Annotated in this window: 11 protein-coding genes and 1 pseudogene; 8 read left to right on the top strand and 4 right to left on the bottom strand. The window is 35.4% G+C overall.

Annotated features, from left to right (window positions below; all coding sequences use genetic code 11):
• Nucleotides 1-101: pseudogene (locus GGR08_RS08305) on the bottom strand (late control protein); the annotation flags it as partial.
• Between the two features lie 458 nt (nt 102-559).
• Here GGR08_RS08305 and GGR08_RS05580 point away from each other — a divergent pair.
• From GGR08_RS05580 to GGR08_RS05565, 4 genes are all read left to right on the top strand, one after another.
• Nucleotides 560-3,034 (top strand): autotransporter outer membrane beta-barrel domain-containing protein, encoded by a 2,475-nt coding sequence (locus GGR08_RS05580; RefSeq protein WP_183194391.1) that lies wholly within the window; start codon nt 560-562, stop codon nt 3,032-3,034.
• A 634-nt stretch (nt 3,035-3,668) separates the two neighbouring features.
• The gene (locus tag GGR08_RS05575) at nt 3,669-6,017 is read left to right on the top strand and encodes an autotransporter outer membrane beta-barrel domain-containing protein (RefSeq protein WP_183194390.1); all 2,349 of its coding nucleotides are present in this window, start codon (nt 3,669-3,671) and stop codon (nt 6,015-6,017) included.
• A 142-nt stretch (nt 6,018-6,159) separates the two neighbouring features.
• Nucleotides 6,160-8,151 (top strand): autotransporter outer membrane beta-barrel domain-containing protein, encoded by a 1,992-nt coding sequence (locus tag GGR08_RS05570; protein WP_183194389.1) that lies wholly within the window; start codon nt 6,160-6,162, stop codon nt 8,149-8,151.
• A 136-nt stretch (nt 8,152-8,287) separates the two neighbouring features.
• Nucleotides 8,288-11,185 carry an autotransporter outer membrane beta-barrel domain-containing protein gene (locus tag GGR08_RS05565; RefSeq protein ID WP_183194388.1) on the top strand — a complete coding sequence of 966 codons (2,898 nt, stop codon included), beginning with the start codon at nt 8,288-8,290 and terminating at the stop codon, nt 11,183-11,185.
• A gap of 1,743 nt (nt 11,186-12,928) precedes the next feature.
• On the opposite strand, the gene GGR08_RS05560 is transcribed toward GGR08_RS05565, so the two are convergent.
• The 3 genes from GGR08_RS05560 to parA all read right to left on the bottom strand — a co-directional run bounded on the left by GGR08_RS05560 (nt 12,929) and on the right by parA (nt 16,885).
• Nucleotides 12,929-13,333 carry a flagellar protein FlgN gene (locus GGR08_RS05560; RefSeq protein ID WP_183194387.1) on the bottom strand — a complete coding sequence of 135 codons (405 nt, stop codon included), beginning with the start codon at nt 13,331-13,333 and terminating at the stop codon, nt 12,929-12,931.
• A gap of 2,695 nt (nt 13,334-16,028) precedes the next feature.
• Complete coding sequence (locus GGR08_RS05555) at nt 16,029-16,259, bottom strand: plasmid partition protein ParG (protein WP_183194386.1); 231 nt, start codon at nt 16,257-16,259, stop codon at nt 16,029-16,031.
• A complete protein-coding gene (gene parA / locus GGR08_RS05550) occupies nt 16,256-16,885 on the bottom strand; it encodes a ParA family partition ATPase (protein WP_183194385.1) in 630 nt (209 codons plus the stop codon). The genes GGR08_RS05555 and parA overlap by 4 nt, the downstream gene beginning before the upstream one ends.
• Nucleotides 16,886-17,673: 788 nt before the next feature.
• Here parA and GGR08_RS05545 point away from each other — a divergent pair.
• From GGR08_RS05545 to GGR08_RS05530, 4 genes are all read left to right on the top strand, one after another.
• Nucleotides 17,674-18,003 (top strand): protein tyrosine phosphatase family protein, encoded by a 330-nt coding sequence (locus tag GGR08_RS05545; RefSeq protein ID WP_183194384.1) that lies wholly within the window; start codon nt 17,674-17,676, stop codon nt 18,001-18,003.
• Nucleotides 18,004-18,190: 187 nt separating this feature from the next.
• Entirely contained in the window at nt 18,191-18,412 is a 222-nt protein-coding gene (locus GGR08_RS05540) for a hypothetical protein (protein ID WP_183194383.1), read from the top strand.
• A gap of 2,051 nt (nt 18,413-20,463) precedes the next feature.
• Nucleotides 20,464-21,309: a TIGR01459 family HAD-type hydrolase gene (locus tag GGR08_RS05535; protein ID WP_183194382.1), complete on the top strand. Its 846-nt coding sequence runs from the start codon at nt 20,464-20,466 to the stop codon at nt 21,307-21,309.
• On the top strand, nt 21,309-22,310 hold the full coding sequence (locus GGR08_RS05530; protein WP_183194381.1) for a bifunctional riboflavin kinase/FAD synthetase: 1,002 nt from the start codon (nt 21,309-21,311) through the stop codon (nt 22,308-22,310). The genes GGR08_RS05535 and GGR08_RS05530 overlap by 1 nt, the downstream gene beginning before the upstream one ends.
• Nucleotides 22,311-23,691 lie beyond the last annotated feature (1,381 nt).

Here is a 23,691-nt window from a genome sequence, read left to right as displayed (position 1 = left end):
AGGCGCAAAATCTCTCCATCACTCCCACCAAAACTGATAACCGACTCAACAACAAAACGCCCCATAAAGGCACGAATACTGTTCTCATAGCCAAAAATCAGAAACCTCAATGGCTTTACTACTATAGCATTCATGAAAGCTATAGCACATTATAGCTTAACTGCATCGAAAAAAGACACCCTGTAGCTATCGCTCTTCATTTCTTCTTCCATATCAGCAAAAATTTGCTGAATTTTAGTAAGTACATAAAATAATATCTCACATTACAACACTATAGAACCTCTATAATGCTTATCCTTCATAGACAATTTTGCGTGCTTCATAGTGTTTTTAGTATAAGCTTACCAAGCTAAGTTTTATGAAGTCTATTTTTTCTCTGCTTTTTATAATCATGAAAAAAGCTTTTCTGAAGCAAAACTTCAAATTATAAAGGAACACCATAATATAATTTGTTTTGTTATTTACAATAAATACATAATGATATAAAAGCTGGTTGGGTACTTGCGCCATCAGGGGAATGAAGTAAGCATCAAAGCATACCAATACTAAAGGCATATCTATGTGTAAGAAATATATTTATAAGAAAAATTTTTTGTTATGTACAATTGCTGGAACTTTGATTTTTTCTCATTTCGGTTCAACTTATGCGAATACATTACCTCATGAAATTCCTGAAATTCATGTGGATAAAGGAGAGGAAAAGGCTTTTAATAATATTTTTATCCGCACTGGATCTTCCGGCGTACGTGCAACTGAAAAAGCAGTTGCTACAATTACAAAAGCAACAATACATGCCAATTCGTTTGCATTTGGTGTATCAACGGGCGGACGCCTTAATGCTAAAGAAGTTGAAGCCAATGCCCTGCAAGGTGGATTATCAATAGCGGATGGTATTATTAATGTTGAAGATTCAATCATAGAAGCTAAAAGAGAATCTGGTATTATTTTCCACGGAATTTTAGATTTTTTTATAAAAGAAGGTGAAAAAGTTGTAAATAAAGCTGTTCTCACAAATACAAAACTTCTTGTGAGAAATGGAAGTGCTATTGTAGGGCCATTGTCTTCAAAATCTGTTGCTGAAGTTCAGCTTAAAAATTCAGAAATTCGTTCTGATATGTTATTGAAAAACCACATAAAAAAGAAAACAGATTCAGATCCTCATCCTGTTACTTTGCTATTAACAGCCGATAAGTCAATTATCGAAGGAAGAGCAAGGACCTTGCCAGTCAATACAACGATTGTGACTTTAAAAAATGATAGCAAATGGTATTTAAATGTTAGTCAATACGACATAGATCGTGATTCTGGCGTATTTAACTACACACTTCATGACATTAAGCAACGAGCACTTTCTACTGTTTCAGTCCTAAATCTTAATAATAGCTCTATTTTATTTAATGTGCCACATGCGCTAGCCCACGGTCACTATCAAACATTGCATGTAGGGGGAGCAATTGAAACTTTCAAATCGCAAGAAAATAAGGATTCCGCTATAGGAACTGTTTATAATGCTACAGGCAATGCAAATATTTATTTTAATATCGAATGGAGTGATGGTTTAACGAAAGAACAACAAAAAGCTGATCGCCTTCTCATTCATGGTGATGTATCGGGCGTCACAACGGTCCATATCACAAACCTTTCAAAAGGTGAAATATCAAAAGTTGAAGATTCTATTTCCTCGAATATGCGTGGGCTTTCACTCATTCAAGTCTCTGGCAAAACAAATGAAGATTCCTTCAAACTTGCCCATGGCTATACCACAATGAATAGATTGCCATATAAATATACGCTTAATGCTTATGGGCCAACATCTAGTCGTGGAGAAGCAAACAGTACACAAAGCTATTTGGGAGAAGTCTCTCAAGAATTAAAAAAGGATACTCCGGAAAACAATATAAACCACCTTGTATTGGGGGGTGTAGTTGTGGAAATCGAGCAAGAGCCAGGAAATGAATCAGCATCGAGTCTTAAGAAAGCAGATAGCATTCAAAATCGTTTGAAAGAAAATCAAAATTTCTGGGATTTCCGCTTACAAAGTGCCACTCTTGATGATGAAGGAAAGATCAAAGCTCTTGTTCCCCAAGCAGCAAGCTATTTGGTCATGTCTAACGCGCTATTCTCAACGGGATGGGCCGATGTAAACAATCAAAACACTTTACTAAATACCATGCAAGAAGCAGCCTTTGCGCCAAAAGGTCATAAAAACAAAGGAATTTTCTTATCTGCTTATGGCAATAAGATGACATTATCTTCTAGCCGAACTCCATTACAATATGGCTATGGTGCAGATATCCACTATGCAGCCTTACAAGCAGGCATTACCTTAGCAACTTTAGAAGATCAAAATCTGACCGCCAATTTTGGTCTTTTAGGAACCTATGGAAAATTGACTTTTACTCCTAAAGATATGGAAGGTTCGGACAAAAGTGCAGTTAATAAGTGGTCATTTACTGCGTATAGTGGCCTACATCACAAGAATGGTGCATATATTCATACACTCTTCTCCTATGGAGCTCTCAAAGGAGATATCACCACAACTCTCAGAGGCAAGACTGCAGAATTAACAAACGCTGATACATTCAGTGCATCAGCTGCCATTGGACAAAAACTTGTAACCAGTGCGAAAGGATTGGTCTTTGAGCCACAAGCACAACTTGTTTATCAACGCCTTATGCTCGGCACACTCTCAGATATTGATGGTTTTGAAGCGAATATAGGGAAGCCTCATCAATGGTTAGTGCGTGTTGGGGGACGTTTAACTCAAACAACACACCCTACTGAAAACAACAGTATTTTCTCTTTCTATGGTAAAATGAACGTTTTTAAAGCTTTTTCTAACAATAACACAATACAGCTTGGTGATACGTTCCACCTTGATTCGATGGGAGCTTCTCTTGAAAGTGGACTTGGTATAAATGCCCAATTATCACAAAATATTGTCCTTCATGCTGATGTTAATTATCAACATAAACTTCAAAAAACTGGTATATCTGGAGCAAGCTTTTCAAGTGGAATACGCTATCAGTTTTAAGAAGTCGTAAAAACGATTTATATTCTATTCACTTTAAACAAAAGGCAGAACGAAAGTTCTGCCTTTTTACAATTTGCTAGTAAAAACCGTCAATAAATATTTTTTCTACAGACTTTTCTTGAAAGGGAAACGCACTCAAACCAAATGCAATAAAATCTTTTAACTTTAAATGAAAATTGAATTCGCAAGAAAGTATTTTTTCTGATTTATAAAAAATTAATGGTTTCAATAACATATTTTTTATATCGATAAAAAAATACAAAATCTTTTAGTTTTTCTCATATATAAAATACACAATACATACTTCTATATGCAAGAAAGTATTCTACAAAAATTTTGTAGAATTTTCACAACAACAGTTTTAAACAATAAACATATTTGCAAATATTTCGATTCTCAGCACTTTTAAATGAAATATTTATCAAATTAGCTTTTCTGCAATCCGTAATTGCAGCTTATACTCTCTAATATTAAAAGCCCTTTTAAGACCAATTTTAAAACAATAAAGAACATGTTATAATATTTCGTTTTGTTATTTACAATAAATACATAATGATATAAAAGCTGGTTGGGTACTTGCGCCATCAGGGGAATGAAGTAAGCATCAAAGCATACCAATACTAAAGGCATATCTATGTGTAAGAAATATATTTATAAGAAAAATTTTTTGTTATGTACAATTGCTGGAACTTTGATTTTTTCTCATTTCGGTTCAACTTATGCGAATACATTACCTCATGAAATTCCTACGGTTCGGACGACTAATGGAGAAGAAAAGACCCTTAACAATGTTTTTGTCCGTGGAGCATACAATGCCGTGATTGCGAACAAAGGTCTTATTACCATTACAGACTCAACAATGCATTCAGACGGCGCTTTACTTGCGGCAACAGAAGGTGGGCACCTTAATGCAAAAGGAATTGTAGGGCAATCGAGAGAGCGTGGTTTGTCACTTACAAACGGCCTAATCCGTGTTGAAGATTCAATCATAAATGTTACAGAACACAATAGAGCCTATGGGATCATTTTTGATTACATTCTGAGTTCCAGAATAAAAGAAGGTGAAGAAGTTGTAAATAAAGCCGTTCTTAGCAATACAAAACTTTTTGTGAGAGACGGTGTAGGTATTCTTGGACCATATTATTCAAAAGCTATGAGTAATGAGGTGCACCTTAAAAACTCAGAAATTCATTCTGATATGTTATTAAAAAATAAAGCCGCGCCAGGCGATGCTGAGCCTGCTACTTTTGCATTAATCGCTGATAATTCAATAATGGAAGGAAGAGTAAAGACCCTTCCTCAGAATACAACATCTTTTACGCTGAATAATAACAGTAAGTGGCGCTTAAAGATTAGTTTATTCGAAACAGAGAATGATTTTGCACTCTTTGACTATAAGCTCCTTGACATTAAGCAACGAGCACAATCCGTTGTTTCCCTCCTAAACCTTGATAATAGTTCTATTATATTTACCCCTCCCCAGAAGCTAACACGCGGTCATTATCAAACCTTGCATATAGGGAAACATCCACAAAAAACAGAAGAAAAACCACAAGAAAACAGGAATCTCCATGCAATAACAGTTTACAATGCAATAGGCGATGCAAGGATTTATTTTAATACTGAATGGAGTAATGGTTTAGCGAAAGACCAGCAAAAAACTGACCGTGTTCTCATTCATGGTGATGTCACAGGCAATACAAAGATCTACTTCAACAATCTTTCAAAGCGTGCAGCACCATTCGACAATGAGGAATCAGAAGAAAAAAATTCTGTTCCTTTAAATGCACGTGGTCTCTCACTCATTCAAGTATCTGGAAAAACAGATGAAACTGCCTTCCAACTCGCAAATGGCTACACAACAATGGATGGATTGCCCTATAAATATATATTAAAAGGCTATGGGCCAACCTCCAGCCATGGAAAATCTGATAACCAGCAAAGCTTCTTGCAAGAAGGTAAGGAATTTTGGGACTTTCGTCTTCAAAATGCTACTCTTGATTTAGCGGCAGAAATCAAAGCTCTTGTTCCTCAAATGGCAAGTTATTTAGTTATGCATAACGCACTATTCTCCTCTGGTTTGGCTGATGTAAACAATCAAAATACACTGTTAGATAATATGCACTCAACAGTTTTTGGCTTAGAAGGTCATAAAAAGAAAGGGGGATTCTTATCGACTTATGGCAACAAGGCTACGTTATCTTCCAGCCGTAGTCCATTGCACTATGGTTATGGTGCGGATGTTCGCTATGCTGCTTTACAAGCAGGTATTACATTAGCAACGTTAGAAGATCAAAACATTACCACAAATTTTGGTCTTTTAGGCACACATGGAAAGCTAGCTTTTACTCCAAAGGATATGGAGGGCTCTGATAAAAGCATAGTGGATAAATGGTCCTTTACCGCATATAGTAATCTCCACCATGACAATGGTCTCTATGTTAATGCACTTTTCTCTTACGGCATTTTTAGCGGCCATATTACAACAGCCCTTATCGGCAACACGACAGAATTAAATAATACGAAGACATTAAATATATCAATGGCTGTTGGACAAAAACTAGCAACCGGTGTTGAAGGATTGGCCTTTGAACCACAAACGCAACTTATTTATCAACAAATTGCATTTGGCACTCTCTCAGATGTCGACGGCTTCCAAGTTAATATAAAGACCCCCCATCAGTGGCTGGTCCGTATTGGAGGGCGTTTAACGAAAACAACGCTGCCCATTCAAAAAGATCATGTTCTTTCTTTTTATGGTAAATTGAATATTATCAAAGCTTTTGGTGAGAAGAAAACTATTGATATTGTCGAGCCTTTCCAGCTCGATGCTATGGGCTCTTCCCTTGAAGGTGGGCTTGGCATCAATGCGCAACTCTCCAAAAATATAGCAATTCATGCTGACGTTAATTACCAACATAAACTTCAAAAAGCTGGTGTCTCTGGGATTAATTTTTCTGGTGGAATGCGCTATCGCTTTTAGAAATCTTAACTCTCTATTTTAATACGTAAGCAGCACTGAAATGGAAGCAGTGCTGCTTGTATTTGGTACAATATAAAAAGCTGTAATGTATCGAAGAGTATTTATTCTCATCAAGAAAAAGAAAAATTTAAGGAATATTTCTATGCATAGAAATCTCTTATTATGCACAGCCGCTTGTGCATTGTTTTTTTCTCCTTTTAATTTCACGTCTACCAGTGCCACCTCTAATCTAAGCCCCCAAACACGCTACGCCCTTGAAGAAATTACCAAATTACCTGAACGATATCTCTATGCCATTGATTTAATAAACAAACCAACACAAGCAGAAAAAAATCTTGAAGAAATAGCCTCTGGCGCCATGTTTCAAAAAATAGATGAAACAGTAAGCCGTAGTCTTGATGATATTTCTTCAGAGAGTAGTCGTTATAAGCCTCTTGATCCATCACTGAAGGCCGCTATGCATGCCCAAGCTCTGGAGAATAATCGCCATCTAAACATGCAACACATGATGCAAGCCAATGTCTATCTAGATCACTTGCGGCAAAATCGATTAATAAAGACAGAAGATTTATTACGTGGTTACAAGAAAGCAGTTTCTGATGCTGCACAAGCAGCCGCAATACTTGATGCTGATAACCAGCGACATCTTAATGCCCAACGTGACCAATGGATGAGGCAAGACAATCGTAATTGGGATGAACTGCAAAATAAGGAAAATATGTTACACAAAGCAGCCCAAGTAGATAGTCCTTTTCAAGAACAAAACGAAGAGCTTTCCGATATTCTAAGCAAAGCAGGACTTGATATTTGGAATAACGATAAAATAACAAACGTGAAGAGAAAAGAAGAAACATCCCCTCTTCCATCTGAAGAGAATAAACCCTCTCTTGTTGTCTCCAACACAGAGCAAGAACACTCTCATGATAAATTACCACCTTCTAATTTTATTTCCCAACATAACGACAATTCACCCACAAGAGAAAATCATGAAATTAAACAGCCTAAAATCAATGAAATTTCACAATCTGATCTTGATCCTAAAACGAATACCGCTCCTTCATCATTAAAAAAGAATCTTAACGCATCCACAAAAGTTCATGGAAACTCTCTCTCAACGGTTGATAACACCGCTACCACGGATATCCAGAGCAGCTCTAAACTTTTCGATGATACAGCAATCACAACTTCTGCTTCTCTTGATGAGACAGAAAAAAGAATAACCCTTACACCACAAGTAGAAAGCTCTTTAGTTACGCCTATCGCAATGTTTGCTGCTGGGTTTGCTGACATCAACAATCAAAATATCCTGTTAGACAACATGCAAATAACAATGTTTGAACCCAAAGACCATAAAGAGCAAAGCATTTTCTTATCCAATTATGGAAATAAGAGCACGTTTTCTTCCAACGTTCAAGCGAATGTTCATGCAGATCTTTACTATGCTGCATTACAAGTTGGTGCAGCATTAATAGCACTAAAAAATCGAAATATCAGCACCGATTTTGGTCTTTTCGGAACCTATGGGAAATTATCTTTTTCTCCTAGAAACAAAGAAAGCTCTTATAAGAATAAGCTTGATAAATGGTCGCTCACTGCATACGGAAACATTCAGCATGACAATGGCATTTACGCAAGTGCATTCCTCTCTTATGGAATTTTTAAAGAAAATACTACCGCAGATAACATCAAATATCCTCTAAAAGTAAATGATAGTAAAACTTTCGGAGCCGCTGCAACTGTTGGTCAAAAGCTTTTAACCAGTTTGAACGGTGTCATACTAGAACCGCAAGCACAGCTTGTTTATCAACATCTCATGCCTGGCTCTTTTGCAGATGACGATAATTCTACAATAAACATAGGCAATCCACATCAATGGCTGCTTCGTATTGGTGGACGTTTAACGCAAAACAAAGGTCATGCCATTTCCTTCTACGGAAAACTGAACATGATCGAAACTTTTAGTAAAAATTTTCAGCTTGCTGCTAATGGATCTTTAATCGAAGGTGGTTTTGGTATTCATGCACACTTATCGCAAAATATTGAGCTTCATAATGATGTCAGCTATCAACACAAATTTAAAAAAGTTGGCATATCTGGAATAAATATTTCTGGTGGAATGCGCTATCGCTTTTAAAAATATTGATATTCTTATCTTGAAATCAAAAGAACTCTCCTTATGTTTGGTTCTGTTTATAACAAAAGAAACATAATGAGGTCAAAGTTTTATCTTTTATAACAAAGAGGGGGAAATATATTAGGGATATATCCACATGAAAAAAAGTTTCTTACTATACACTATTTCCGGAGTTCTGTTTTATTCTTCCACCAGCTTATCTTATGCTTTTCCCAATTCTTCTTCTACTCTTCCTGGAACAGCGCTTCCATCAACGAGAGCACTCCCATCTCGGCAACCTGTTCATGAGAGAAATCAATATCAATCACACTCGTCATATTCAAATACAACATATTCAACTTCCTTCTCGAAACAAACGCCTAAGCCTGTTCGAAAGAATCCACAAAAATCAACGACGAAAACAACAGAAAGTGTACAATCTCTACCTGATCCTATGGCCACACAAAATAGTGCTCCACAATCTCCAACGATAGAAATAATTCCACCAACAAGCGTGGAAGTAAAGTCTAGAAGGCGTTCAGGTGTCCCCGCCTTTTCTACAGACTCTGAGCCTGCAAAACCAACGACAGAGTTATCAACAACACCTAAGGAACCAGAATTTACCCAATCAGCATCTTTAAGACCTGCAACTGAAAAGCCAACATTACTACTCACACCAGATTCTTTAAAACCAACGTCCGTGCAATCGGCATCTACACAAAGAGTATCTGAAAGATCAGGGCTTGCAAAGCCAATCCTACCCATAAAACAACCTGAGAAACCTGCACAAATCGAGGATCGAAAATCTAAAATTGAAGCTAAAAACGGTCAAACCATAACTCTGCAGAACGAAAAAATTCAAGATAGAGGAATTGCTATTCATGCAGAAGGAAATAATTCAAAAGTCAACATGATAGGAGGAACCGTTGATGCGGGTTTTATTGCACTGAGTGTATCGGATGGTGGAGAAATTGAGACCACAGGTATTACCGCAACAGCAGAAACAGCTGGTTTGCTCAATACAGAGGGTGCAATCAATCTTAAAGATTCAAGCGTCCATGTCACGGGAAATTATGAAGCGGATGGTATTGTTTTCCGCGATAATCCATATCATGCCCCTAGAAAACAACACAGACGCAATGCTGAGAGCAAAGCCAACGCCGTACAAAATCAAGAACAAAATATTGTCCATAAAGTAACGCTAGAGAATACAAAGTTTTTTGTTAAGCATGGTACAGGTATCAGCCTTTATGGATCTAATATAAACGGGGAAGTCAATCTTGAAAATTCAGAGATTCATACCGATGTTTTATTAAAAAATATAAGCAGCGCAAATGCCTCCGCAAACACCGTTACACTTGTTGCAAATCATTCCTTTTTAGACGGCCGGGTAAGAAATTCTAAAAATAATCAAACAGTTTTTGACCTAAAAGCAGGAACGAAATGGCTCTTAAAGACAAATAAAAACTCTGCAAATAATGATAATATTTCCGATGTCCATAGACAGTTTGGTCTCAGTGAGAAATCATACTCTAACCTTTCTAGCTTGCATCTTACAGACAGTGTCATTATGTTTGACAAGCCAGAAGAAGGACATTACCAAACTTTGTTTATTGGATCTAATCTTCCGCAAGGAGATAAAACAGCTCATACAGCAGCGGTTTATAAAGCAACAGGGAATGCAGAAATTTATGTAAACGCCAAATGGGCCAAACATGCTCCTATCACTGAACAACAAACCGATCGCATTATAATTAATGGTGATGTATCAGGTCAGACTGTTGTTCACATAAATCTCCAAGAAAAAGATAAAAAAATAACGGATAGCAATGCTGTTTGGGGAGAACACATGGCTTCACTTCCTTTAGAGACGCATGGGATTTCAATCGTTCAAGTTTCCGGACAAGCAAACGAAAATTCCTTCACGTTAGCAAACAACTATATGACAATCGGGGGATTACCTTATAAATATGTCCTTAAAGGCTATAAACCTGGAACGTCTCATGAGAACCAAAATCTTTTTGGCAAGAATAGTGATTTCTGGGATTTCCGTTTCCAGAATGCCTACCTCGATAAGGATAAAAAAATTCGAGCACTTTTACCACAAGTAGCGAACTATTTAACCATACCCAATACTTTATTTTCTGCTGGATTTGCTGATGTAGATGAACAAAACACATTGTTAGACAATATGCGAACAACAGTATTTGAAGCAAAAGACAATAAAAAGAATGGTATCTTTTTCTCTTCCTACGGTGAGAAGGTTACCTTATCTTCCAACCGTGATCCATTGCACTATGGTTACGGTGCTGATGTGAACTATACTGCTTTACAACTCGGTGTCATATTAGCTGCCTTGGAAGGCAAAGATGTAAACACACATTTTGGTCTTTTAGGAGGATACGGAAAACTTAATTTTACGCCCAAAGGAATGCAAGATGCTGAAAAGACCACTCTTGATAAATGGTCACTCACCGCTTATAGTGGCCTCAAACATAGCAACGGTATATATGTAAACGCACTTCTTTCTTACGGAACTTTAAAAGGAAATATTACCACTGCTCTTGTTGGGAAAGTCGCAAAATTAGACGATACTGAGATACTTAATATATCTGCGACCATTGGTCAAAAATTAGCAACCGGCACAAAAGGGTTGATTTTTGAGCCACAAGCGCAATTCATTTATCAAAACCTCATGTTTGATATATTCTCAGATGCCGATGGTTTAAAGGTAGACATGGGTAATCCGCGTCAATGGTTAATTCGTCTTGGCGGACGTTTAACAAAAACGATAAGGACTCCTGAAGAAAGTAAGGCTGTTTCCTTCTATGGTAAAATGAATATTATCAAAACTTTTGGTGATGGTAAAACAATCAATATTGTTGATACCTTTCATCTTGATCCTACCGGCTCTTCAGTTGAGGGAGGCATGGGTGTTAATGCATATCTTTCTGAAAAGATCATGCTAAACGGCGACATTAGCTATCGGCAAAAACTACAAAAAACCGGTATCTCTGGTGCAAATTTCTCTGGTGCAATACGTTATCGTTTCTAAAGCAGAAGCTAATTTTACTTCAAATAAAAAAGCAGCACTTTGTGCTGCTTTTTTATTTAAACATACATTTTTTTAATTCTCAAAAATGATTATTACATCAAAGAAGATATCAATTTATAATGTTTTAGCACATTGAATAAAAAACTCGAATACCGTGATTCTCTCATTTTCCACCCATTCATAACCTATTTCATGTTGAATCAACCAAAATCATTCGCTTTTACACATCACAAGCGAAAGTATTGGTGTATGGATAAAAACTATTAAAAAAAACGTAAAAATGCTGCTTATGATTTATAACGCAAGGAATATCTGAACAATCAAAAATTGGCCGTATAAATAATGATACTAACTTACGCTTTCATTAAGCATAAAGATGCTGGTGTCCTATAGATTTTATATTATTTCCATGGAGGTTTCACCAATAACTCCTTCACAAGCCCTACTGCGAAATAGGCTTAGAATCCTAGAAAAATGTTTCTTTAAAACACGTGCGAAAATTGAAAACAACAAGTATATTCCATTTGAGGTATTCTATTTTTCACATAATAGATTGATTTATAAAGATAATTTATAATTATTCATATTGAATTAGAACCTCGAATAATGTAAGATTCTTTGATCTCAAATCTGTTTCATGTTGAATCAATCAAAACCACTCACTTGCACATTACAAGCAGAATGAGTGTGTGGGTAAAATTTGTATAAGAAAAGACTAAAAATGGCTCCGATGCACCGCCTTTATGAAAAAGCTATCACGCACTGAGAGCTGGTAAGGAGCGTGAGACAGTGCGCCTACTTATTCCCTCATAAGCGTAAAGATAGAAGCCTCAATGGATTTATCATTATACCCTTCACAAGCACTGTCATGAAATAGACTTGAGAGCTTTGAGAGATGTTTCTTAAAACAGCCCCATGAATGTGCAAACCAATAGCATTCCCTTTTGCATAAAAAACGCACTTCCTTAAAGAACATGAAAAACAAAAGCGTAAAGCAATCTCCATTATTTAAAGGACATTGTTTTGGATGCTTTTGAAAATCAAAACTGAATAAAAGAATGCTGATAAAGATGGAAACTAATTTCTACCCCTTTATATTCTCTACCCATGAAACTTCTTTCTCATTTCAAATATTACTTCAACACAAATACACAATATATCGGCAATGTCTGCTCTCATTTGGATTTTGTTTCCAATTTGACATACAAAATGTCAACTCAAAAGAAAATATACAACCGCCTTAATCTTTATTTCAAACATGCAGATTTGAGCAGCTACACGCTTCCGATCACCACACCTTAAGAACTAGTGCTCTATGCAGTTTATCGGCAATATTCACCATAGATATTAAAAAGACTTAATCTATAAAACCTTACATTAGCATACTTTAAAGGAGGCTATTTTACAGCATCATGAACTGATCTAAATATTCTCTTGATCTCTTCCTCCCCGAACTAAAAAATGCAGCTCCCTATCAACCCAGTCTGTAAATAATGTTCTATAAGCTAATCTGTCTTCTCTTAAGCAGTTTCCTCTTGAGATTCCCACGGTATGCGGTTCATATCAGCATGTCTCAAAGGGCGCTATTTTAAAGCCTCTGTTTTCAGCATAAACAAAATGATAATAATTTAAATATCCAAACACGCTTAAAACATGGACACTCAACAAACACACTCTTTATTCAAATCACTGCTCTCCCTCCTCATTGTAACTGTTAAAACAGTTGATTTGATCAAATTTAAATCATTCCTCTATTTCTTTTACACGTCCTGATACTTGCATAACCTGCGAAAGATTATTGACTGCATTTAAATGCGTTTGAAGCAATTCACTATTACGCTGTAATTTTTCTTGTAAATCAGACAACAAACTTTCAATTTCATTCTCAATATCTTGATTCATGTAGCGTTTCACATCGCTCATAGATTTATTAAGATCACGCAAACCACGTATTTTACATAAATTTATTTCTTCGTAATCTGGAATACCACTGCTCTCTAACATATTGCTTTCATAATCAACCACTTGAGCTAACCCTTTAACAGCAGCAACAAATTTTGTCATTGCCCAATCACGATCAATAAGATTATTATCAAGAACTTTTGCTTTTGCTGCAAAACTATCATCACCATATTGCACTACAGACATTTTTATTTCCCCTTCAACCATATTATTCAATCTTGCTTTCAAATGAGAGAGATTAAACAGTTCCTCTTCAAGCTGATACACCCTATTGAACTCGTGGTGTGAACATTATTCAGCCAACAGCACGACAACCCTTAAAAGCGTATACCACTTCAACTTTCAACGCATTTTCTGAAATATTTTTCTTGCTTTGCTCCAAAACCATCATTGCTGCTATACGAATTCACTAAAACGCTCTAAACTTAAACCTTTCCGCAGCAATCTTGAAATTTCGGCATTTGTTTTTCTTTGTTTTTGCTCTGTCTATTTAGCTTTGCCTATTTTACCCCTCCTAAGCCTTTGACAGAAAACGACAACGCTTTGACTATAATCTTAGCCCTAAAAAACATCTACCAATAAAAACGCGCAGTATATAAAGGCCTCAGCCTCTGAAAAGATTTCAGCATTTTATCGATAGCAACATTTTGCCCTCCATAAATCTTATGGCTTCCCCCAACACCTCAAAACCCGCAACCTCCTGACATTCCTAAAGATAGTCATAAGATAGCATCCTACAAGATTAGGTTGCACCCATTAAAAAAGAACACACCTTCCCCCATGCTCACTCTGCATACATGCAGCATTTTGCACAAAACACAAAAAGGATACTCTTTTGAACAGGTCAGCCATATAGCAATATTAAAAAGACATCTTAAAATAGCTAAACAGCCATTAATCTCCCTTTTTCAATGATCATTCGCTTTTCTTTGCAACAAAAGACTATATAAGATTTTTTAAACCTTTTCAAGAGTTTCTTAGTCATCAGTTCGATACGCCTTTAATCACATACCGCATAATTCTCCCCCACATTGATATTTTCAGAATTCCACCTCATCTTCCTGTAGATTATTTTACTTCAATAACGCATAGGTCACGCTTAGTATCGTTGTTTTCCATCCGTTACTGATATAAAAATATGGAAGCAATCATTTTATAATAAAGGTTATTATAAAAGTGCAATTTCTGTTATGAATTCCCTCTGATTTTCAACCTTTTAAATGAAGCTATTCTCTTTCATAATTATATTGAAATATTTATTCATATAAATTCATGCCTTATTTATATAAATAATTCATTATTTTGTATCCTCAGTAAAAACCTTAAATGATCGTAGAATTATCGCATTTCAAATCTATTTCTATGTTGAATAAATTAAAATCATTTCTTTCACATCACAAGCAAAGCCTGATATATCGATAAAAACCACTCCAAGAAAATGCCTCTTATGAATCATCCTAAAAGCCAAAAACTGTCGTAACATTGTGCAGGAGCATCCTCCGATTAAAACAGCATTAACCAATCCTGTATGAGATAAAATAATCAGAAAACGTATAGGATTTCCCCTCCCTACACCTCAAATGACATTATTTTACGACATAACAAGATAAAAAAATCCCTCTGCAACATAAAACCTATGTAATCAAGCAAGATTCACTTTAAAGCCTCTCCTTTTTATATCTCACAGTGTTTCAATTCTTCAAGCCTTGATTAAAAAAGATTTTAAGCTTGCCGACTATACTGTATCAGCATATATTACGGAATGTAACATATTGTTATTCAAAAAATCCCCTCCCCAAAAACAGAAAGAGGTTCTAATGGCTGATCTCATAAAAACCGCTATGCTTTATTCAACGTTGATCGTTAGCATCAATGTTTTTGTTGTTTTAGCTCTCATAATAGAGATATCCTAAACGCATTCTCTTGCCTTTTTGGTAAAATCCTCAGAGAAGCACTTTAAATTTAAGACCCAAGAAGAACGCCCCCCTCAAAGAAAAAAGGGGTTCCTTTACTAACCCAACATCTTTGATGTTCAAGATAAAATTTACTCTCTTTTAAAAGGGAAAAAATTGATATCTCAACATTCTCAACAAGCTTTTAATCATTTCTTTTCCTTCAAAAACCACTTCAGAATGAGAATCACATGAATCTCTGATCTACAATTCACAATATCCCTATCCATTGCGAATTTCCTACACATGAAACAAGCAATCTTTTAATGAGCTGGATTGTACTCTTCTCATTTTCTTACATCACTCAAAGAAAGAAAAATTTAAGCCTTCCCTGTATTTTTTAAATGCCTATAGAAATGCTAACGAAATAGTCTTATCCTCTGATAAAAGCAAAAAACACTCATTTTCTTACATACTATTCCAGTAGCATTCAATATTTCAGCCTATAAAATCATATAAATGTAAAAAATACTTTCGATATCATTATTCAATGACTTCTTTTGTTTATGAGAAAAAATTATAGTGCACCAATAGTACCAATATTAGTAAATTTTATTTATTTTTATTCCCCTTATAAAATCAATAGGATTATAATGTAATAAAATGAAGCATTACCTAGGAGAAAAAATAACTTCACCTCGAAAATCATGATCAAGATAAGTTCTATAGAGGCATAAACTTATCTATTTAGCTTCGAAACAGATAGCAAAGAGTATCATGATTATCATTAATAGGAAAAAGACGGAGAACTTTTCATGACTTCATAGCTATTGAATGAAATGATAGAGAGCTTTCTGGAAAACAACTTAAATGAAGCCCGCTCGTGAAAAAAAGGGTTTTTATCATTCTTAACTTCGTATAAAAATAACCGATATTATCTTTAGAAAAAAAACCTTCAAACCAACCAAAGTTATTATCTCCGATCATTTTTATGCTTTTCCGTATTTTTGTGCAAGTAATTCGCGTACCTCATCAGCTATTTTTGTTCCACGACTGGCACAACTTACCTTAATTAACCGATGCAAGTTTTCTGGAATATCAATCGTGAGGCGCTTCATACCTCCATTCATGCTCCCTTTATGGCTTGCGACCCATGAATCAGCCGTTAAAGGAATTGACTTATTGGTGGGTTTTGTACCAATTTTAATTTTTTTATTCATTGTGCTAATTCCTTGATTTCTGCTGCAACAGCTTCAATCTCTGCAGCTGCGGGTCCTTGCTTATCAACTTCATAAACAGCCTTTCCCTGTGCTGCTGCTTCTGCAAAAATGACGCGCTGCGCAACGCTAGAAGAAAGAACATGCACGGGATATATGCCAAGAGCTTCGTTCACATCACGCCCTATCGCTGTATTAACTATTTTACGATTAATAACAAAAGCAGATTTAAGATTCTCTTTATAAACGCGTGCTTCATCAATCAGCTTTACAATTCCATCAGCTGCCCAAATATCATAGGGACTAGGCAAAACAGGAATAAGCACCAAATCAGAAGCCATAAGAGCACTCCGAGCAAGCTCAGTTACACGCGGCGGACTATCAATAATAATATGATCGTAACTATGACCGATTTGCGGTATCTCTTTGTGAACTGTTGCACGCGGTAAACCAATAACTGAAAACAAAGGAACATCTTCACGCGCAGCAGCCCAATCCAATGCACTTCCTTGTGGATCAACATCAATAAGCAATACCCGCGCACCGGTACATGCCAAGCTAGCGGCAAGATTCACACTCAACGTAGTTTTCCCTACGCCTCCCTTTTGATTCAAAAGTCCAATGATCATCCATTACGCCTTTCAGCCTTATCGTTTTTACGATTGTACAGAAAACAACAAAAGAAGCAAGAATCCAACACGTGCAGAACAACCATTTTTCTTATTTTTAAAATAAAAACAACAGCCCCTAATTTTATTTTTATAATATTCTTTCAGGATGAGCAGCAAACACATACTGAAAATGATATTCTTGAGGATAAGAAAATAAATTTAAACAATCGACAGACTCTTCTTTCTTCCTCTTTTTTCACAGCTTCTAATTAGTTTTCTGCTTCATATACTCCGCTTGATACAGCTCTACAAACAAATTCTGCCCTGAATATACAATAAATTATAAGGAGAATTTATTCTTTTGCTTATTGCATTGAGAAATCCAAAACCAGGAAGATTCTCTCATCCCCCCCTCTTATATTAATCCCTTATTTATCTATCACAAGCAAAGCTGGTAGATAAGAAAAAAACACTTTAAAATATAAAGAATCTTAAGCACCAAGAACTCTTCCAATCTCGATGGCTAGAAAAATGTATGCTGGTGCCAACTTGAACTTTTTCTTGAGCTAAAAACAGAAGAACACAATGAATTATCCATAGAAGAACAATCTGTTCCCTTTAGATAAGATCGAATAACGAACATGTTGCGGATAAAGATGTTTTGCACTTTACAACTCATTTTTCCCAAAGAGATTTTCTCGACAAAAAGAATATTTTTGTTAAGATGCCGTCGAAGAACTTACCTTCATCATATTTTTACAGACAAAACAATATCATGAAGACCATGTAATTGGACAAAAACAAAAATGAACTTACAAAAAATTGAACCTGACATTTTTATCAGCGCCCAAATTAGCATAGAAAATATCAAAACATTGGCAGAAGCTGGTTTTAAAACAATTATCTGTAACCGTCCCGATTACGAAGAGCCTGATCAACCTAATTTTTCTAGCATTAAAACGGTCGCAAATGAATATGGCATAAAAGTCTATCACATTCCCATTTCTCCTCCGACCATAAAAAAATCAGATGTTGAAACCATGCAAACAATTTTAAAAACAGCCGCTCTCCCTCTGCTTGCCTATTGCCATCACGGTACACGTTCGCTGCATCTTTATCGTTTAGCACGTCTTTAAACAGAAGTTTCATGAACTTCCTCCCTCACCCTAAAGACAAAGCTTCTTAAATCCAAACCGATTTATAAAAAATAATCTTTGCCTTGCGCGTTTCTCTTGTGTACTCCAGTTCATGCAATTTACTTCACAAAATTCTGCAAGAGAGTTTGAATCTTATGCAAAAAACATACACACCTGGAGCCATAAAATGCATGCAAATTCACAAGATAAGCAAGGAAATATTATTTTCATTTTATCTCTCATCAGTATTTCACCTTCTTTTTCTCTTGCTCTTCCTTTTCCAATCCACCTCATTCACACACCACAAGCACCTAAAACGACAGTAAAACCATTAAAAAAACCTCTCATTCCCCATAAAAAGCGCACAAAGCATTCTATAAAAAATCTGTACTCTATAATCTATGGTTAATTACAACATCTTGATCGCTAATAATAATCGTTTTTACCTTGAATAAAGCAACCCTAATCCTAGAAGATTCTCTCATTTCAAATTTGTTTACCATGAATCAACTCTCTTGCATGTCAAAAGCGACAATAACCCCATGTAAATAAAAATGGATTAAGAAAGAACACTTCTTATGAATACTCTCAAATAGCCAAAAGCTTTAAAATAATAGCAACTCGTTAATATAACGGATGATATAGGTTTACCCTTTTATTAAACATAAAAATTAATAGTGCTCAACAAATTTGACATTATACCATAGATGAGCACCATCGTAAAATGGATATAGAAATTTCTTTAAAACAAGCGTATAAATTAGCAAAACAAGGATATTTCGTTTGGAGCTTTCTACTTTTTACATAAAAGCCGTGATCCTATTCAAAAAACAAGAAAACCTAAGGTAATGCGTTACCTTCATTCTTTAAGAGCTATTGCTTGAAATACTTTTACAAATAACAAAACTGAATTTATAAAGAGATGATAAAATCAACCAACTTCCCCTTTAAATATTCATATTATTTCCCTAATAAGGCTATCGATCGGTTTCAAAGATTACTCAAAGAGCTCTATGCAATAGTCTTGCCTCCATCTAACATATAAAAACCGAAACAACAAAGAAAGCACTAAACCACTTCAATTTTTGACTGCTTTGGAGGTAAAATATTAATTTACAAATAACAACAAAAGAAAAATTTTTATGAGAAAAACGACCCCATACAATCTTGAATGAAAGAATTATAAACCTTTTTAAAAGCAAAGATTCCTCTTTGCTCGATGCAGTTTCAGCATGAAAGTACAGAGATATTCTTTTGGGATGCTATCAACATAAAAAGGCAATAGGAACCTCCAAGCTATCGGAAATTTTCTTTAAGCATCGCGCTCACACAATTTAAGCCTTTTTCACACTCTTGGATTTGTTGGAAAGTAACACCTCAATGATGCCTTCATATTAATGATACCCGAATGTTTTTTGAAACACTTTTAATATTTTTCACCTAAAGCAAATTTTATTTCCGACCAAAATACCAATATGAGAATTTTGAACTTGCATTTTTTCTCACCAAGCGTGAGCACCTTCCCATTAGTCTTCCGGAAGTCTGAAAATACTCAACTCTCGTGAGTTTTTTGCTTTTAGTGTCCAAAAGCACCTGGACAAAGAAAAAACTTCCGAAATCCCTACAAAATGGGTTTATTTTTAGCTAGGGTTTCGAACTTTCAGTTCCCTCTTAACCGCAGCATCTATGATGAAAACATTTTCCAATGAGTAAAGTAATTTTAGAGGAGAGTAGTAATAAAATAGTTTTTCTTAAACAAAGAGATTTTTTTAATGAGCAGCTGTTTACCTTCCAAATTTTTAAGACTTGCTTCCTCAATTCATGGTCTCAAATTTGTTTTTCACAAAGATAAACTTGGTTTTGAAGATCAAATCATCCACCCGCTATGGTGTTATTCTGAACCAATAACCAAAAGGATTTATTTTTTTATGTGATTGAAAAAAATGGTTTTCTTTTAAGCGGCTAGGGTTTCTTGATGAGAGGAGCAAGTTTCATGAATGAACACCCATCATGTCAAATAAAATCAAAATGTTATAGATTTTTGCACATGCATATACTTATTTTAAAGAGAAATTTCTCAAAGCTCGATCACTTATTTATAAATCAATACTTTTATACTTTAAGGAAGCAATTTTTTTAAGGGGAGCAGGATTCTTTGAGTTTCCAAATTAAGAACTTGAGTATTTTCGCTAAAAAACTGCATGCGTGCAAGTTGTTGCGAAAATTGAAATTTTTATGAAAAAAATAAGTTTTTGAGAACGATAAGTTTCTAATATAAAGCATTTTAAATTTTGCATAACTTAATGATAACTTATTTATTTTATTATTTCTTATGATCTCTATAAACACTACAAAGTTGGGATATAGTTTGAGAAAGCAGATGACAGACCTCATATCTTTCGATAAGTAGTTTCGAAGTAAAAGACAGCCTGATAAACGATAAATAGAGATAGGTACATCATGAATGAACTTACCCATATTGAGACTTTTATAACACATTATGATGCTGTTTTTTGCGATGTTTGGGGTGTTGTGCATAACGGCGTCCATGCATTTGCACCAGCGTTAAAAGCGTTGTATAGAATACGGCAAATGGGAAAAAGTGTCATTTTATTGACCAATTCTCCTCGACTACGAGAAGGTGTCGCAGCCCAATTACAAAGCATGCAGGTGCATAGTGATTATTATGATGCTCTTATCACTTCAGGGGATGTAACGCGCGATCTTATTCGGGTTGCACCACGTAAAATTTTTTTTATTGGTCCACAGCGTGATTTAGTGCTATTTGAAGGGTTAGAATGTGAATTTGTTGAAGAATGGGAAGCTTCTGTTATCGTTTGTAGCGGCTTTCTTGAAAATTTTGAAGAAGACCCCTCTGCTTATGAAGAGATGTTTCGCCGCATGCGGGCACGGAATTTACCTTTTATTTGTGCTAATCCTGACATGCTTGTCCATTATGGAAATAAGGAATTTTGGTGCGCTGGCGCATTGGCACATCTCTATCAACAATTAGGGGGGGAGGTACGCATTGCTGGAAAACCCCACGCGCCTATTTATGAATGTGCCTTTGAAAAACTTCAAAAAATTCATGGAGTAGTGGAAAAAAGTCAAATTTTAGCTATTGGTGATGGTCTCTTGACTGATGTTAAAGGAGCAGTCCATTTTGGTCTTGATGCCCTTTATATTATGGGGGGGATTCATCGTTATGATTATATGCAAAATGGTGTGGTAGATAAGCAAGCTTTGCATTCTCTTCTAGAGCGTTATGGTTATAAACCACAAGCAATCATGTGGGCACTTCAGTAATGGCTAATTTTTTGCGTCTTCAGGAAATTCATAGGTTTCCCACGGCTTGGCGAGAAGCTGTATTGGCTCTTGGAAATTTTGATGGTGTTCATTGCGGACATCAAGTGGTGTTGCAAAAAGCGCTTGATTTCGCACAGAGAAAAAAGAAACCAGCAATTGTTTTAACCTTTGAACCCCATCCAAGAAATTTTTTTCAACGTTCAGCTCCTATCTATCGTCTGACAGAGGCCGCTGAAAAAGCTGAAATTTTTAAAACCCTTGGCTTTAATGGTGTGCTTGAACAGCCGTTTGATGCACTTTTTGCTACTCTTTCAGCAGATGAATTTATCAAGTCGATTTTAAAACAGGCTTTTGATGTTTCAGTTGTGGTAACAGGAGAGAATTTTCAATTTGGTCATCAGAAAAGTGGCAATTCACATCTTCTTTGTCAAAAGGGAGAAAAATATGGATTTAAGGTTGTGCTCGTTCCTTGCGTTTCTTATCCTCAAGATTCACAACAGTTAATCATTTCTTCGAGTTTTATTCGGAATCTTCTCACACAAGGAAAAGTAGAAAAAGCAGCCCATTTGTTAGGGTATCGCTATCGGGTACACTCCAAGATTATTCAAGGCGACAAACTTGGACGTCTTTTGGGATTTCCTACTGCTAATCAGATGTTAGCTCCTCAAGTTCGTTTGGCACATGGTGTTTATGCAGTACGTTTGCGTCGTGCAAACGGCGTTTTGTATGATGGTGTTGCAAGCTTTGGTTGTCGTCCAACCGTTGTTAAAGATGGAGCACCACTTTTAGAAACTTATTTGTTTGACTTTAACGATGACCTTTATGGGGAAAGCTGTACTGTTTCTTTTTTCCAGTTTTTGCGGGGACAAGAAAAATTTGAAGGGCTTGAACCTTTAGTTGCACAAATGCAACGTGATGAAAAAAAAGCAAAAGAAATTTTAAAGACTGTTCAGCCATTATCAAAATTGGATAAGTTGCTTACTTTTAAAAATAGACACTAAATTTATCTGAAAAAGAAAGAAGAGCAGTAAAAATAGCACTTAAAGTAATTATAATCACAAAGATATATTCCAGAATATCATGGAATATATGTTGTTTCCGTTGTTGAGAGGGAGAATCGAATATCTGAAGATCTGATCTAGGCATTATTTTTCAAAGTTAACTTTATAGCTTTTGTTATCATTCAAAAGTTTACTGCTTGTTTCTTTCTAATCCGTTAAAATCCATGATGAAAAAGGTCGTAAATGAATAAGTGCAAAATATCTTAGACAATAACAATCAATATACCAAGGGAAAATGCTATTTTTCAAATTTCTTGCGATTTTAATCTTTAAATTTCATAAGTTTCAAATCGATAAATTTTTTATTTTAAAAGTTTATCTTTCTTTCTAACTTATCTTAATTATGCTGTAGTATCATTTATGATGATGTTTGGTTCATGGAAAACTTTACGCACGGGATGTTTTTATGTACAATTTTAAGGAAAGCTTAGTTTATCGAGTCTCTAAAAGAGACCAGTGGTTAATGATGGTTTTCGTGCTAACCAATCATGTAAACTAGAATGAAACCGATGAGAAATACTTTAAGTTTCATTTTGCTCATAGAATGTGACAGGAAATTCACATTAAGAAACTACAATAAATTGCAGATAATAAAGAATTATTATGAAATAAGTAAGTGTATTTATTTCAAAATTTCGAATGCTTTTAAGAATAAAAACACAACTTTGTTGTTGTATCGCATAGATTTTTTATATTCTCAAACCAAGAATTGTTCATATCTTTCCGTTTGTTCTTCACAAATAGAATAGATATCCTGTAAAAGGAGGTCGTTCTATAAGGATAAGAAAATACAAAGCCAATTATGTCATTGTCATTTTTTGATAAAAGTGTTGGATAAAAGTTGGAGCATCTTTCCAATTTATTTTCTGTTAAACAGAAAGCACTTTTAAACTTAATCTCTGACCAAAATAAAAACGTTTAAAAGCACAGGATATAGGATGCATAATTTGTTTTAGCTTCCTTTCCACACCTCAAAGGATGCAAATCCCTCTTCAACTGATTGATAAACAATCCTTCTTCTCAAAAACAGCTCCTTCTTGGCTTCCTATTTCACATAGTTTCTTTCACAAAATTATACAAACAAGCCCTCCCTCGAATATCCACCACATTCTCTCATCAAAATACCCTCTGCATAAAGTTTTTGCGCCTTACATCTGCACCCTGCAAATGATCGTGTTTTACAGGACAGGATAAACATTTATCTGTATTTTAAAGAGCTCCCCCTTTGCTGTAGACACTCCATTGATTTTAGACAATATGCATTTCATAAAACCTGCTATAAAAACTTAGTATCTGTTATAAATTCTTAAAGGCACGTTTT

Origin of the sequence: Bartonella fuyuanensis (assembly GCF_014197255.1) — a bacterium.
Classification (GTDB): domain Bacteria; phylum Pseudomonadota; class Alphaproteobacteria; order Rhizobiales; family Rhizobiaceae; genus Bartonella; species Bartonella fuyuanensis.
The sequence above is the reverse complement of the archived record's forward strand: the minus strand, read 5'-3'. Positions and strand labels throughout refer to the sequence as shown.

Bases quoted from the DNA above. Each gene is read 5' to 3' on its own strand.
- GGR08_RS05580 (WP_183194391.1), top strand. From the start codon at position 560: ATGTGTAAGAAATATATTTATAAGAAAAATTTTTTGTTATGTACAATT.
- GGR08_RS05575 (WP_183194390.1), top strand. From the start codon at position 3,669: ATGTGTAAGAAATATATTTATAAGAAAAATTTTTTGTTATGTACAATT.
- GGR08_RS05570 (WP_183194389.1), top strand. From the start codon at position 6,160: ATGCATAGAAATCTCTTATTATGCACAGCCGCTTGTGCATTGTTTTTT.
- GGR08_RS05565 (WP_183194388.1), top strand. From the start codon at position 8,288: ATGAAAAAAAGTTTCTTACTATACACTATTTCCGGAGTTCTGTTTTAT.
- GGR08_RS05560 (WP_183194387.1), bottom strand. From the start codon at position 13,333: ATGTCTGTAGTGCAATATGGTGATGATAGTTTTGCAGCAAAAGCAAAA.
- GGR08_RS05555 (WP_183194386.1), bottom strand. From the start codon at position 16,259: ATGAATAAAAAAATTAAAATTGGTACAAAACCCACCAATAAGTCAATT.
- parA (WP_183194385.1), bottom strand. From the start codon at position 16,885: ATGATCATTGGACTTTTGAATCAAAAGGGAGGCGTAGGGAAAACTACG.
- GGR08_RS05545 (WP_183194384.1), top strand. From the start codon at position 17,674: ATGAACTTACAAAAAATTGAACCTGACATTTTTATCAGCGCCCAAATT.
- GGR08_RS05540 (WP_183194383.1), top strand. From the start codon at position 18,191: ATGCATGCAAATTCACAAGATAAGCAAGGAAATATTATTTTCATTTTA.
- GGR08_RS05535 (WP_183194382.1), top strand. From the start codon at position 20,464: ATGAATGAACTTACCCATATTGAGACTTTTATAACACATTATGATGCT.
- GGR08_RS05530 (WP_183194381.1), top strand. From the start codon at position 21,309: ATGGCTAATTTTTTGCGTCTTCAGGAAATTCATAGGTTTCCCACGGCT.